Origin of the sequence: Mycobacterium sp. SMC-18, from assembly GCF_045310895.1 — a bacterium.
Classification (GTDB): domain Bacteria; phylum Actinomycetota; class Actinomycetes; order Mycobacteriales; family Mycobacteriaceae; genus Mycobacterium.
In genome coordinates this window covers 22,904-37,648 of the sequence record NZ_JBJIAL010000013.1, presented here as the reverse complement: position 1 = coordinate 37,648, position 14,745 = coordinate 22,904, and the positions used below count along the sequence as shown (strand labels likewise).

Below are 14,745 nucleotides of genomic sequence, written 5' to 3'. Positions count from 1 at the left end.
TAACGTACCCGCGCCTGGGTAGGGTGCAAACGTGGCGACACGCGATCATGGCGACCCAGGTGATGCTCCGACGATCCCGCCGCCGCTGGCCGAAATCGTCAACCCGAACCGGCCGTCGGCCGCCGAAGAGGCCCGCACCATCGCGGCCTCGACGAACACCGGCACCCTGGCAACCCTGACGGCCGACGGCGATCCGTGGGCGTCGATGGTCACCTACGGACTGCTCGGCGGCGCGCCGGTGCTGTGCGTCTCGAATCTCGCCGAGCACGGCCGCAACCTCGCCGGCGATCAGCGGGCCAGTATCTCGATCATCGCGGCCAGCACCGACAAGGACCCGCTGGCCGGTGGCCGGGTGACCCTGGCCGGACGGGTGGCGCGGCCCGAGGGGGCCGAACGTGACGCCGCCCGGGACGCCCATGTTGCGGCGGTGCCGGCCGCCAAGTACTACATCGACTACAGCGACTTCGCCTTGTGGGTTCTGCACGTCGACCGGGTCCGGTGGGTCGGTGGCTACGGCCGGATGGATTCGACGACGGGCGCGGATTACGCTGCGGCCCAGCCGGATCCGGTGACGCCCGCGGCTGCCGGGGCGATCGCGCACCTGAACGCCGACCACGCCGACTCGCTGGCGGCCATGGCCCGGGTCCTGGGCGGATACCCCGACACCGAGTCGGCGACCTGCACCGGCGCCGACCGCTACGGGCTGGATTTGCGGGTCAACACTGCGCGCGGCATGGCCTACACCCGGGTCGGATACCCGCAGCCCCTGCAGTCCATCGATGAATTACGTTCCGCGACAGTCGAATTGGCTCGGCTGTCCCGTCAGGTTTAGGATTCGCACCATGTCTGATCGCCCCGCAAGCTGGGAAGCCGCATTCGACCTGATCCGCACGCGCGGCTACGAGCGCCGCGAGGAGCCGTTCCGGCTGGCGAGCGGGCAGCTCAGCCACGACTACATCGACGGCAAGTTCGCCATCGACAACGGCGTCAGCCTGACGGTGGTCAGCAAGGCCGTGGCGGAACTCGCCGCGCTGCGCGGCATCGAGTTCGACGCCGTCGGCGGCCTGACCATGGGCGCCGACCCGCTGGCGCACGGCGTCGCGATGGTCACCGGCAAGGCCTGGTTCTCGGTCCGCAAGGAGCAGAAGGCCCGCGGCCGTGAGCAGTGGATCGAGGGCACCCGCATCGAACCCGGCACCCGGGTCCTGCTGGTCGACGACGTGATCAGCACCGGCGGCTCCACCGAGATCGCCTACGACCGCGTCACCTCCCTCGGCGCGGTGGTCACCGGCGTCATCCCGATGGTCGACCGCGGCGACATCGCCACCGGCCGCTTCGCCAAGCGCGGCGTGCCGTTTGCCGCGCTCGTCAGCTACCGCGACCTCGGCATCGAACCGGTCAAGGACGTCTAAAGCGGGACACGCGCGCCGATACCGAGCAATTGGCGCGAGCCACCCCTAGCATCTGGGAGGTGGCTGACAGCGACGACCCAGAGCGCGATCTATCGCCGGGCGGCGTGCTGGAATCATCCGCCGAGGAGCCGGACGACGACCCGGACACCGATCCGTTCCGCGCCCTTGACCCAGGCCCACACGGCACGGGTCCGTTTGCCGGTCCGACGACGGGCTCGTTCGTCATCCCCGAACCGGAGCCGACCGGCGACACCTTCGACGCGTTCAACACCGACACCTGGCGGTTCCGCGAACCACCACCACCCTGGTATCGCAAGAAGGATGTCCGGCTGCTGCTGATCGTCGTCGCGGTCGCGGTGGTCGCTCTCGTCGTCTCTCTGGTGGTCCTGGCCACGCGCCGGGATTCCGGCTCCGACGAGGCACCAGTGGAACCCACCACCACGACGACCACCACCACAACGACGAACGCCCCGGTGACCTCGTCGACCCCCAGTCCGCCGCCGCCTCCCCCGCCGCCGGCCGAACCACCGCCGGCTGCGGCGCCCCCCGCGTACCACCCGCCGGCTGCGCCGCCCGCTCCTACGCGTCCGCCGGAGATCAACGTGACGCGGATGCCCTTGAGCGTCGCCCCGACTCCGCGGCACCGCTGATGTCCGACCCGGCCGCCCTGTTCTCCGCCGCGCCCGTCGCCGTGCTGGCGACGGTGTCCGCCGAGGGCCAGCCGCATGTGGTCCCCGTGGTCTTCGCGGTCAGCGGGGACCGGCTCTATACGGCGGTGGACGCCAAGCGGAAGTCGACGCAGCATCTGCGGCGGTTGGACAACATCGCGGCCAACCCGCGCGTGAGCCTGCTCGCCGAGGAGTACGACGACGACTGGTCCCACCTCTGGTGGGCCCGCGCCGACGGCATCGCCACCGTGCACCCGAGCGGCGACGAGATGGCGATCGGCTACTCCCTGCTGCGGGCCAAGTACCACCAGTACGACCGGGTGGCGCTGGACGGCCCGGTGATCCGGGTCGCGATCAGCCGCTGGAGTTCCTGGCACGCTTGACTCTTGTGCCGACCGTCGCGACAGGAGCATGGTGGACGTGACTCGTCGATAGGGGCACGTCATGGCGGACAAGACGAACAACCCATCCGGCGCCGCGCCCAGCGCGGACAGTCCGGCCGCGATCCGAAATGTGGTCCTGGTCGGGCCATCTGGGTCCGGGAAGACCACCCTCGTCGAGGCACTGCTGCTCCATGCCGGCGTGCTGACGCGGGCCGGGACGGTGCTCGACGGCACCACGGTCTGCGATCACGAGCCCGCCGAAGTCGAGCAGCAACGCTCGGTCGGTTTGGCGCTCGCCTCACTGCAGCACGGGCCGGTGAAGATCAATCTGCTCGACACCCCGGGCTACGCCGATTTCGTCGGCGAACTGCGGGCCGGGCTCCGGGCGGCCGATTGCGCGTTGTTCGTGATGGCGGCCAACGATGTGGTGGATGCCGCCACCAAGGCGTTGTGGCGGGAATGTGCCGATGTCGGGATGCCGCGCGCCGTCGTGGTGACCAAACTCGACCACGCCCGCGCGACGTTCACCGGGGCGGTGGAGTCCGCACAGGAGTCGTTCGGGGACAAGGTGCTTCCGCTGTACCTGCCCGACGGGGACGGGCTGGTTTCGCTGCTCGGGGACGACGCGACGCTGATCGAAGGCATCATCGAGGAGTCCGAGGACGAAACGCTGATGGAGCGGTACCTGGGCGGCGAGCAGATCGACAACGCGGTGCTGGTTGCCGACCTCGAGCGCGCGGTGGCCCGCGGCTCGTTCTTCCCGGTGATCCCGGTGTGCAGCACCACGGGAACCGGGGCGGCCGAACTGCTCGACGTCATCGCACGCGGATTCCCTTCTCCCCCAGAGCATGTGCCACCGCAGGTGTTCACCCCGGCCGGTGTGGAGAAGCCCGCGCCCGCCTGCGATCCCGACGCACCGCTGTTGGCAGAGGTGGTGAAGACGACGTCGGACCCGTACGTCGGCAAGGTGAGTCTGGTCCGGGTATTTTCCGGCACCATCAGGCCCGACACGACGGTTCACGTGTCGGGCCATTTCAATTCGTTCGCCGATCCCGCCGCGGGCTGCGCCGAGCACGCGGACCACGACGAGGACGAGCGCGTCGGCGCCCTGTCGTTCCCGTTGGGCCGCAAGCAGCGCCCGGCGGCCGAGGTGATCGCCGGTGACATCTGCGCCATCGCCAGGCTGACGTGCGCCGAGACCGGGGACACCCTGTCGGACAAGGCTTCCCCGCTGGTGTGCCGGCCGTGGACCATGCCCGCGCCGTTGCTCCCGATGGCGATCGTGCCGCATGCCAAGACCGACGAGGACAAGTTGTCGGTGGGGCTGGCCCGGCTGTCCGCCGAGGATCCGACGCTGCGCATCGAGCAGAACCCGCAGACCCACCAGATCGTGTTGTGGTGCATGGGCGAAGCCCATTCCGCGGTCGTCCTCGACGCGCTGTCGCGGCGGTTCGGGGTCGCCGTCGACACCACGGAACTGCGCGTGCCGCTGCGAGAGACGTTCGGCGGCAACGCGAAAGGCCACGGTCGGCACGTCAAGCAGTCGGGCGGGCACGGGCAGTTCGCGGTGTGTGACATCACCGTCGAGCCGCTTCCGGAAGGGGCCGGATTCGAGTTCGTCGACAAGGTCGTCGGCGGCGCGGTGCCGCGCCAATTCATCCCGAGCGTCGAGAAAGGCGTTCGCGCCCAGATGGATCGGGGCATCTGCGGGTATCCGATGGTCGACATCCGCGTGACACTGCTGGACGGCAAGGCGCACAGCGTGGACTCGTCGGACTACGCCTTCCAGCTCGCGGGCGGGCTGGCGCTGCGGGAGGCGGCCGCCGCCGCGTCGGTCAATCTGCTCGAACCCATCGACAGCGTGCACATCGTGGTGCCCGACGAAATGGTCGGCGCAGTGATGAGCGACCTGTCCGGTCGGCGTGGTCGCGTACTGGGCACCGACACCGCCGGCGATTCCTGCACCGGCATCGACGCCGAGATTCCGGAGATCGAGCTGACCCGCTACCCGATCGAACTGCGGTCGTTGTCCCACGGTGCCGGGTCCTTCACCCGCACCTTCGCCCGGTACGAACCGATGCCCGAGGCGGTGGCGGCGCGGGTGCGCTGATCCCGCCACAGTGATCCACGACTTTGGCAAACCTGATCGTGACTGACATCACCCGATGTCATAGTGTCGTCAGATTCGTGCGCGCGCGGGCGGGCACCAGGGATGTCAAAGGGGACACCGGTGGGGACACAGTCGGGGCTCAGTCTGCGTAAATCCGGCCGGTACCGCCTGGCAGTGCTTGCCGCCGCCATGGGTATCGCGGCGGCGACCAGTCAGAACGTCGCCTGGGCCGAGACCGGCACGACCGATTCACCCGGCGCGTCGGTGGGCCAGTCCGGGCCGCAGAAGCCGGGCCCCGCCAAGCCCAAGCCGGCGAGCACCGACAAGAAGGACAAGAAGAAGCCCGGCAAGAAAGCCGGCAAGGCCGAGACCGGCGTGGACAAGGCCGGCACGTCGGACGCCTCCGGCACCAAGCCGGACACGGCGCCCGATACGTCGGTCACCGACCCCAAGTCAGACGTGGAACCGGAAGCCAAACCGGAGCCCAAGTCCGACCCGAAGCCGGCCGCCAAGCCCGACCCCAAGCCGGCCGTCAAACCGGCGAAGAAGGGCTCCGATTCGGTCAAGCCTGCTGGCGACGGCAAAAAGGCACCGAAGCTTCAGCCCGCCACCGCGAGCGCTCCGGCCAAGGATGCGACGGTCAGCTCCGCGTCGGCCGCCGCGCCGGCTCCGGTCGCAGACGCCACCGCCCCCGCGCCGGTCAAGACGCCCGCGCCGACCACCCGGCTCGCCGCCCTGTCCGCGACCAACAACACCGTCGGCACCCTGACGACGCCGACGCCGACGCCACCGCAGCCGCTGAACCCGATCGCGAAGATCATCCAGCTGCCCGGTCGCCTCATCAACACCGTTCTGCAGGTGCTCGATCTGACGGTCTCGCAGAGCGGCCCCAAGAGCCCGTTCAACTGGTCGCCGATTTCCGAGGCGCTGTTCGCGGGGTTCCGCCGCATCGAGGACATGCTCGGGCTGAGCAAGACGCCCACCGCGGCGCCCGTCGTCCCGGAGCTGACCTACACCGGGCCAACCAGTGGCGACACCCCGACGGTGGAGCAGTTCCTGAACGCCTCGGCCAACGCCTATGTGCTCGGCGCCCAGCCGGGCGATCTGAAGCCGTTCACCGTCAACGGTTTTCAGATGCAGACGTTCAATCCGTTGTCCGGCGCCGTCGGCAAGGCGTGGGTGACGCCCGAGGGCCAGATCATCGTCGCCTACCAGGGCACGACGGGCGGCACAAACCTGTTGTTCCACCCGCTGATCGCGCTGTCGCAGATCTTCACGGACATGCAGATCATCTTCACCCACACGACGCCGCAGGCGTTCTGGGATTCGTTGGCGTTCGAGCGGAAGGTCGAAGCAGCGGCCCTCGAGCAGGGTTACACCACCGACGACATCTTCGTCACCGGTCACTCACTGGGTGGTTGGGAGGCGCAGTTCGTCGCGCAGAAGACAGGTCGCGGCGGCATCGGCTTCGAAGGCCCCGGCCTGAACACCTCGGTCCCGGGCAACGGCATCAACTCGAACTTCGTGAACATCGAGACCTACGGCGACACCGCGGCGTACTTCGCCACCGACCTGCCGGGGCTGCAGCCGTTCATGCCGGCCTACGACCCCACCGGCGGCAGCAAGCCGCACTACGGCAACATCGTGATGATCGGCGACCCGGATGCGGTGAACCCGCTGTTCAACGCGTCCGCGCTGTGGGGCCCGAACCCGATCAACAACATCATCTTCGCCGTCGACATCCTCGGTAACTTCTTCGAGCACCACCTGCCCGGCATGCAGGCCTACAACCTCGGCGTCGCACCGGATCCCGGCGTGGTGCCGTGGCTGGGCTCCTACACCGGGCCGATCAACGACTGGGCCGACCTCGACATCTACGAACTGCAGCAGGCCGCCTCCGACGCCGGTGTCCTGATCGCCCCGTAACCAGGGATTTGTGCACGATTTTCCGCGGCTGGCGCGGAAAATCGTGCACAAATCCCCGTTGATGGAACCGCGGGGCCGCCGCAAACGTCCGAATCTGTGTGCTCGACGACTACCTTCGCCGCCACGACGGCGTAATCACCCGCGCCCAAGCCCTGACCGCAGGGATCAGCGATGACGCCATCAGCCGCCGAGTCCGCTCCGGCCACTGGCTGCGCTGCGCCCCCGGAGTGTTCTTCGTCGACGATCGCGCATTCAGCGATGCGGCCCGCGTCCGCAGTGCAGTGTGGTCCTACGGCCCAGCGGCCACCGCCAGCGGACTGGCCGCCGCGTGGTGGCTGGGGATCACTCACTACGCGCCGGAGACGGTGGAAGTCACCGTGCCGAAGGTCAGCAATCACCGCAAGCGCGACGGCATCCGGGTCCGCCGCCGTGACTTGCAGCCACAGGACATCGTCGAACGCGACGGACTGCGAGTCACCGCGCTTCCACTGACCGTCATCGAAGCCGCGACGCGGCGCGGCGGTGGCGCCAGACTCATGGACACCGCGTTGCAGCGTCACGTCGAGCTGAAGAAACTCTGGGAGGTGCACCTGCGCAACAAGGGACGACACGGATCGCCTGCGGCTCGGATACTGTTGCTGGCCGCCGAAGACGGGGCCCGGTCGCAGGCTGAACGCCTACTCGTAAAACTTTTGCGCCGTAACAAGATCACCGGGTGGAAGGCCAACTGCCCGGTCGCCGGATACAAAGTCGACATCGTGTTTCCGGCAGCAAGACTCGCCATCGAAGTCGACGGCTGGGCCTATCACAGCAGTGCTGACGACTTCGAGAACGACCGAAAGCGGCAGAACGCCATCTCGCTGCTCGGTTATCAGATTTTGCGGTTCACGTGGCTCGACCTGACCGAATATCCCGACCGGGTGCTCGCCGAAATCCGGAATGCCCTGCTGTCCAGGCACGCCGCCTGAAAATTTGTGCACGATTTTCCGCGGCAACCGCGGAAAATCGTGCACAAATCCCTGGGTCAGAGCAGGCCGAGCAGCTGCAGATCGGTGATGTACTTGGCGATCACCGGTGCGGTGACATGCGGGATGTCCTTGTCCGGGCCCAGCTTGGCCTCCTGCACCGCCTCGCGGAACACCACCACCGGCGCGATCGACCCATTGTGCGGGTGCTCGGGCTTCTGGTAGTTGTGCAGCAGCGGCAGCAGTGACGCCTGGCGCTGCCGGTCCGGCAGGGCGCGCAGCGTGGTCTCGAACCGGGCCAGCCATTCGGCGTAATCATCAACGCGGGCAATGGAATACCCGGCCTCGATCAGCCAGTCGACGAACTCGTCCATGCCCAGGCCGTCCGAGTGCGGGTTCATCACGTGGTAGGTGACGAACTCGCCCGCGGGGCGCACACCGAGCGTGTCGATGGCCTCGGCGATGAACTCGACCGGCAGGCCGTCGTAGTGCGCGGCCTGCCGGTTGCCCTCGGCATCCAGCTCGTAGAAGGACTTCGGCGCGATGCCGGTGGCCACCAGCGAGAACATCATGCGGGTGAACATGTCGGGCAGGTTGAGCTGTCCGGCGTACGACGTGTCCGCGAGGATCATGTCGCAGCGGAACACCGAAACCGGCAGTCCGCAAAGATCATTCGCCTCGCGCAGCAGCACCTCACCGGCCCACTTGCTGTTGCCGTAGCCGTTGGCGTAACCGTCGTGCACGGCGCGCACGGGGCTCATCACGCGCACGTCGGCCTCTTCGGTGAACGTGCCCGGGGCCAGCTGGTCCCCGACACCGATCGTCGAGACGTAGATGTACGGCTTCTGCCGCGTGGTCAGCGCGATGCGGATCAGCTCGGCAGTGCCCAGTGCGTTCGGTCCGAACAGCTCGCTGTACGGCAGCACGTGGTTCACCAGCGCGGCCGGGTCGACGATGACGTCGACCTCGTCGGCCAGCCGTTGCCAAACCTGCTGCGACAGGCCGAGATTCTCGTCACCCTTGTCGCCGGCGATGACTTCGAGGTGATCGGCGGCGAGAGCCTGGTAGTGCGCCAGCAGCTTCGGGTCACCGCTGTCGAACGTGGCGTCGAGACGGGCCCGGGCCTCTTCGTCGGACTTGGCGCGCACCAGGGCGATCACCTTGCCGTCGACCAGGTCCATGCGCTCCAGCCACTCCAGCGCCAGGTAGCGGCCCAGGAATCCCGTTGCGCCGGTGAGCAACACGGTGCGCACCTCGGCGGCCGGCCCCGGCAGCGACGGCGCGGCGGCCAGCGTCGCGGCATCGATGAACTTGTCCAGCGTCAGGTCCGCGGCCCGCACCTCGACGGCGTTCTTGCCGTGCACCGAGCTGAAGCTGGGACGCTTGGCGCCACCGCTGCGCTCGTTCTCGATGTAGGCGGCCAGCGCCGCCAGGTCGTTGGCGGGGCTGACGATGATGCCGACCTGGACCTCGACGCCGAAGATCTCTTCCAACAGGTTGCCGAAGGTCAACGCCGACAACGAGTCTCCGCCGAGATCGGTGAAGTGGGCGTCGGCCGACACCTCGCCGGACGCACCGAGCAGCGCGCTCGCCGCGCGGATGACGGTCGGCAGGGCCGGGCCTTCCGCGCCGTGCTGCCGCAGCTCACGGAGTTCGTCGGCCTGTCCGGCGGCAAGACTCGCGTACAGGTCTTCCAGCGCCGGGCCGTAGTGCGCCTTGAGCTTCGGCCAGGCCAGCTTGCGGATGCCGGTCAGCAGCCCGTTCTCCAGCGAGAACGGTTCGGTCTCGATGATGAAGTCGCGGGGGATCTCGTAGGACTGCAGCTCGGCGGCCTTGGCGACCTCCTGCAGCGAGTCACTGATCCGCTGCTTCAGCTCGGCGGAATCCCAACGGGCCAGGGCATCTTCGGTCGGCACGACGACAGCCAGCAGGTAGGGCTGGGCGCTGTTGCCGTACACGTAGATCTGCCGGACCAGCGGGCTGTTGTTGCTGAATGCCGCCTCCAGCTTGGCCAGCGTGACGAACTCGCCCTGTGCGAGCTTCAGCACGTTGTTGCGGCGGTCGACGTACCGGATCTGGTCGGGGCCGATCTCGGCCACGACGTCGCCGGTGCGGTAGAAACCGTCCTCGTCGAAGACGCTCGCGGTGACCTCGGGCCGCTTGTAGTAGCCCGGGAAGAGGTACTGCGTCTTCACCAGCAGCTCACCGCGCGGGTACGGCTGGTCGGTCAGGTAGTAGCCCAGGTCGGGCACGTCGACCAGCTTGTAGTCCAGGGTCGGCGGGCGCTGGATGACGCCGTCGAAGAAGACCATGCCGGCCTCGGTGGAGCCGTAGCCCTCCAGCAGGTGGATGCCGAGGAACTTCTCGACCCACGCCTTCAGCTCGTCGGTGATGGGCGCCGAGCCGGTCATCGCCTTGATGTAGCGGCCACCGATCAGGTTCTGCCGCATGTCGGCCATCACCTGCTGCTCGATGTCGTCGCGCTCGGCCTCGCCGGCGCCGGCGGGCACCAGCTTGTCGACGCGGCTCTGGAATTCCAGGTACAGCATCTCCCAGACGCGGGGCACCAGGTTCAGCTCGGTGGGCCGCGCCAGCGCGAAATCCTCGAGGAGAGTGGACAAGTCGCTCTTGGCGGCGAAGTAGACGATGCCGCCGTTGGCCAGGCTGGAGTACAGGATGCCGCGGCCCATGACGTGGCTCATCGGCATGAACGCCAGGTTGATCGACGCCTCACTGGGGCCGAACCACGCCGTGCTGGCCCGCCGCCAGAAGCTCGTCATGTTGCTCTCGGGGTACATCGCACCCTTGGGCGCACCCGTCGAGCCGGACGTGTAGATCAGCAGGGCCAGCGGGTCGGCGTCGTCGAAGACCGGGGTCGGGGCGTCGGGCAGTTGACGGCCGCGGCTCAGCAGGTCGCCGAAGGTCTCGACCGTGACGTTGAGGCCCGTCAGCGCGTCGCGCGCCTGGTCGATGGCGTCGCGCTCGTCGTCGACCTCCGGGTGGTGGTCGAACACCAGGAACCGGGCGGGTGCGGGACCACCGACCGCGAGTTCGACGGCGTCGGCGATGTAGTCCGCGCTGACGGCGATCAGCACCGGTTCGGTTTCGGCAACGATCGGCAGCAGCGACGACGCCGCGGAGCTGGTCTGCAGCGGCACCGAGACGGCACCGATCTGCCCGAGCGCGGTGTCGATGACGGTGTAGTCGGTGCTGGCGAAGCCGAGGATGGCGACGCGGTCGCCGGCCTTGACGCCGTCAGCGTGCAGGGCGGCAGCGACGGCGCGGATGCGATCCCACAGCTCCCCGTAGGTGATGGTGGTGTACTTCGGCAGCAGTCGGGCCACGGTGCGGCCGTTCTCGGTGGCGAACTCGACGGCGCGCTGTCCGAGCGCGGTCCGGTCGGCATAGCCCTGGAGGACGGTCTTCACGATCTCGGGCAGTCGCATGCCGGGCTTTTCGACCGACTCGGCGACCGACTGCAGCGGCACGGCCGCGGCGAACTGCGGATCAGTGGCGGACAATTCTGCGATCCGGCGGGCCAGCCCGTCGGTAGTGCTCTCGGCATGGTCAATCGACATGAAGAAACCTCACGAAAAATCGAAATCTCGAATGGGGTACGCCCCGTTGCATCCCCACTATTTGAACGACGCTGGCGCGGCCGCCGTTGTTCCGGCGATTTCCTGCCAGTTCCCTGTGATTTGTGCACGATTTTCCGCGGTCACCGCGGAAAATCGTGCACAAATCCCTCGGTCAGAGCAGGCCGAGCAACTGCAGATCGGTGATGTACTTGACGATCACCGGCGCACCGATGTGCGGAATGTCCTTGTCTGCACCGATTTTCGCGTTCTGCACCGCGGCCCGGAACCGCTCCACCGGGGCGATGGATCCCCGCACCGGGTAGCTCGGCTGCTGGTAGTTGTGCAGCAGCGGCAGCAGTGACGCCTGGCGCTGCCGGTCCGGCAGGCCGCGCAGGGCCGTCTCGAACCGGCCCAGCCAATCGGCGTAATCATCAACGCGGGCAATGGAATACCCGGCTTCGATCAGCCAGTCGACGAACTCGTCCATGCCGATGCCGTCGTCGTACGGGTTCATCACGTGGTACGTCTCGAACGTCGAGTCGGACGCGCCGGCCGCGACCTGCACGGCCAGGGTCGAGATGGATTCGGAGACGAACTCGACCGGCAGGCCGTCGTAGTGGGCGCGCTGCCGCTTGCCCTCGGCATCCAGCTCGTAGAACGACTTCGGCGCGATGCCGGTGGCCACCAGCGAGAACATCATGCGGGTGAACATGTCGGGCAGGTTCAGCTGGCCCGCGTATGTGGTGTCGGCCAGGATCATGTCGCAGCGGAACACCGAAACCGGAAGGCCGCAAAGATCATTCGCCTCGCGCAGTAGAACCTCACCGGCCCACTTGCTGTTGCCGTAGCCGTTGGCGTAGCTGTCGTCGACCGACCGCACCGCGCTCATCACGCGCACGTCGGCGTCCTCGACGAACTCGCCGGGCGCCACGCCGCCGCCGACCGCGATGGTCGAGACGTAGGCGAACGGCTTGATCCGCGTGGTCAGGGCGATCCGGATCAGCTCGGCAGTACCCAGCGCATTGGGTCCGAACAGCTCGCTGTACGGCAGCACGTGGTTCACCAGCGCGGCCGGGTCGACGATGATGTCGACCTCGTCGGCCAGGCGCTGCCAAACCTCTTGCGACAGACTCAGATTGGCCTCGCCCTTGTCACCGGCGACGACCTCCAGGTGGTCGGCGGCCAGGGCCTGGTAATGCGCCAGCAGCTTCGGGTCCCCGGAGTCGAACGTCGCGTCGAGACGGGCCCGGGCGTCGGCGTCGGACTTGCCGCGGACCAGGGCGATGACCTTGCCGTCGACCAGGTCCATGCGCTCCAGCCATTCCAGTGCCAGGTAGCGGCCCAGGAATCCGGTTGCGCCCGTGAGCAATACGTTGCGAACCTCCGACGCCGGCCCGGGCAGCGACGGTGCTGCAGCCAGTGTCTCGGCGTCGATGAACTTGTCCAGCGTCAGGTCCGCGGCCCGCGCCTCGGTGGCGTTCTTGCCGTGCACCGTGGAGAACGTCGGCCGCTTGCTGCCCGGCGCCCGCTCCCCTTCGATGTAGGCGGCCACCCCGGCCAGGTCGGTGGCCGGGCTGACGATCACGCCGACCGGCACCTCGACCTCGAAGATTTCCTCGAGCAGGTTGCCGAAGGTCAACGCCGACAACGAATCTCCGCCCAGATCGGTGAAGTGGGCGTCGCCCGTGACCTCGGAACCGGCGGCCCCCAGTGTGGCACTGACGGCGCGCAGCACGGTCTCGAGCACCGGTGCGTCGGACGCCCGCAGTGACCGCAGCGCACGCAGCTCGGCGGCCTGCCCTTCGGCCAGTTCGGCGTACAGCTGCTCCAGCTCGGCGCCGTACCGGGCCTTCAGCTTGGGCCAGGCCAGCTTCCGGACGCCGGTCAGCAGGCCGTTCTCCAGCGTGAACGGTTCGGTCTCGATGATGAAGTCGCGGGGTACCTCGTACGACTGCAGCCCCGACTCACGCGCCACCGTCTGCAGTGCGTCGGCCAGTTCAGGGCGCAGGGCCTCGGCGTCAGAAACACCGGCCAACGCCTCCGAACTGGGCACGATCACGGCCAGCAGATAGGAGCGAGAGCTGTTGCCGTACACGTAGATCTGGCGGATCAGCGGGCTGGTGCCGAAGGCGGCTTCCAGCTTGGACACCGTCACGAACTCGCCCTGTGCGAGCTTCAGCACGTTGTTGCGGCGGTCGAGGTACTGCAGGTGATCGGGACCGAGCTCGGCGACGATGTCACCGGTGCGGTAGAAACCGTCCGCGTCGAACACGTCGGCGGTGACGTCGGGCCGCTTGTAGTAGCCGGGGATCAAATCCGTTGACTTCAAGAGCAATTCGCCACGCGGGTGCGGACGGTCGGTCGACAGGTAGCCGAGTTCTGGTACGTCGACCAGCTTATAGTCGAGCACCGGGGGACGACTCAGGTGACCACTGACCATGACGCCGCCGGCCTCGGTCGAGCCGTAGGCCTCCAGCAGCTCGAGCCCCAGGAACTTCTGCACCCAGGCCTTGAGCTCCGGCGAGATCGGTGCCGACCCCGTCATCGCGACCAGCTGCCGGCCGCCGATCAGGCTGCGGCTGCGCTCGTCGAGCACCTGCTGCTCGGGGACGCCGTCCAGGGCGCGACGGTCGACCTCGCTCTGCACCTCCTGGTGGATCATCTCCCACACCCGGGGCACGAAGGTCATCTGCGTCGGCCGGACCAGCGCGATGTCCTCCAGCAAGGTGGACAGGTCGCTCTTGGCGGCGAAGTACACGGTGCCGCCGTGGGCCAGCGTGCGGTAGACGGTGCCGCGGCCCATCATGTGGCTCATCGGCAGGAAGCTCAGGACGATCGAGGGCAGCGCGGGCTGCTGGTGCGTGAGACCGGTCCGCCACGCGTTGGTGACGAGGCGCTCGGGGTACATGGCGCCCTTGGGGGTACCGGTGCTGCCGGAGGTGTAGATCAGCACCAACAGGGGGTCCGGATCCGCGGACACTGCGGGCTCGACGGCCGGCAGCGCGCCACCGCGTGCGACCAGATCCGCGAGAGTCTCGACCACGACGCCACGCTCGGCCAGACGCGCGGCCGCCCGTTCGACGGCCTCGCGCTCGTCGTGGACCGCGGCGTGGTGGTCGAACACGACCACCCGCGTCAGTGCGGCGCCGGCGCCCAGAACCAGTTCGACGGCGTCGTCGAGGAACTTCACATCGGCGAACAGCGCGCGGGGTTCGGTCTCGTCAAGAATGGGGCGCAGCTGCTCGACGGGTGCGCTGGTCTGCAGCGGAACGGCGACGACGCCGGCCCGCGCCAGGGCGGTGTCGACGATCGTGAACTCGGCGCTCGTGAAGCCGAGCATGGCGACGCGGTCGCCGGGGGCGACGGCGTCGGGCCCGCTGAGCAGGGCGTTGTCGACGGCCTGGATCTGCTGCCAGACCTCGCCGTAGGTGATGGTGTCGTAGCGTGGCAGCAGCCGCGCGACGGTGCGGCCGTTCTCGGTGACGTACTCGACGGCGCGCTGTCCCAGCGCAGGCCGGTCGGCGTAGGCGGCCATGACCGTGTGGATGATTTCGGGGAGCCGGATGCCGGGCTCTTCGAGTGCGGCGGCGACCCCGGCGAGGGGGCGCGCGGCGGCAAGTTGGGGGTCGGCAGCGCAGAGGTCAGCGATGCGCTGCGTCAGCTCGTCGGTAAATAGGGTTTCTTCGTTCGACATAACAACCTC

The 14,745-nt window shown here is 68.1% G+C and carries 9 protein-coding genes; 7 read left to right on the top strand and 2 right to left on the bottom strand.

All coding sequences use genetic code 11. The features are described 5' to 3' along the window. Nucleotides 1-31: 31 nt before the first annotated feature. From ACJH6J_RS13775 to ACJH6J_RS13745, 7 genes are all read left to right on the top strand, one after another. Nucleotides 32-832, top strand: a complete 801-nt coding sequence (locus ACJH6J_RS13775) for a HugZ family protein (RefSeq protein ID WP_212807656.1) — start codon at nucleotides 32-34, stop codon at nucleotides 830-832. Between the two features lie 10 nt (nucleotides 833-842). Then, a complete protein-coding gene (locus ACJH6J_RS13770) occupies nucleotides 843-1,412 on the top strand; it encodes an orotate phosphoribosyltransferase (protein WP_406804064.1) in 570 nt (189 codons plus the stop codon). Between the two features lie 59 nt (nucleotides 1,413-1,471). Then, complete coding sequence (locus ACJH6J_RS13765; protein ID WP_406804063.1) at nucleotides 1,472-2,062, top strand: hypothetical protein; 591 nt, start codon at nucleotides 1,472-1,474, stop codon at nucleotides 2,060-2,062. Beyond that, nucleotides 2,062-2,463: a TIGR03668 family PPOX class F420-dependent oxidoreductase gene (locus tag ACJH6J_RS13760; RefSeq protein ID WP_020099632.1), complete on the top strand. Its 402-nt coding sequence runs from the start codon at nucleotides 2,062-2,064 to the stop codon at nucleotides 2,461-2,463. The genes ACJH6J_RS13765 and ACJH6J_RS13760 overlap by 1 nt, the downstream gene beginning before the upstream one ends. Before the next feature lie 61 nt (nucleotides 2,464-2,524). Next, on the top strand, nucleotides 2,525-4,573 hold the full coding sequence (locus ACJH6J_RS13755) for an elongation factor G (RefSeq protein ID WP_406804061.1): 2,049 nt from the start codon (nucleotides 2,525-2,527) through the stop codon (nucleotides 4,571-4,573). Between the two features lie 120 nt (nucleotides 4,574-4,693). Beyond that, a complete protein-coding gene (locus ACJH6J_RS13750; protein WP_406804060.1) occupies nucleotides 4,694-6,499 on the top strand; it encodes a hypothetical protein in 1,806 nt (601 codons plus the stop codon). Between the two features lie 98 nt (nucleotides 6,500-6,597). Then, entirely contained in the window at nucleotides 6,598-7,467 is an 870-nt protein-coding gene (locus ACJH6J_RS13745; RefSeq protein WP_406802443.1) for a DUF559 domain-containing protein, read from the top strand. 56 nt (nucleotides 7,468-7,523) lie between these two features. Here ACJH6J_RS13745 and car (ACJH6J_RS13740) read toward each other — a convergent pair whose 3' ends face one another. Both car (ACJH6J_RS13740) and car (ACJH6J_RS13735) read right to left on the bottom strand, forming a co-directional pair. Continuing rightward, nucleotides 7,524-11,042 (bottom strand): carboxylic acid reductase, encoded by a 3,519-nt coding sequence (gene car, locus ACJH6J_RS13740; protein ID WP_406804059.1) that lies wholly within the window; start codon nucleotides 11,040-11,042, stop codon nucleotides 7,524-7,526. Nucleotides 11,043-11,214: 172 nt separating this feature from the next. Next, nucleotides 11,215-14,736 carry a carboxylic acid reductase gene (gene car / locus ACJH6J_RS13735; RefSeq protein WP_406804058.1) on the bottom strand — a complete coding sequence of 1,174 codons (3,522 nt, stop codon included), beginning with the start codon at nucleotides 14,734-14,736 and terminating at the stop codon, nucleotides 11,215-11,217. Nucleotides 14,737-14,745: the final 9 nt, after the last annotated feature.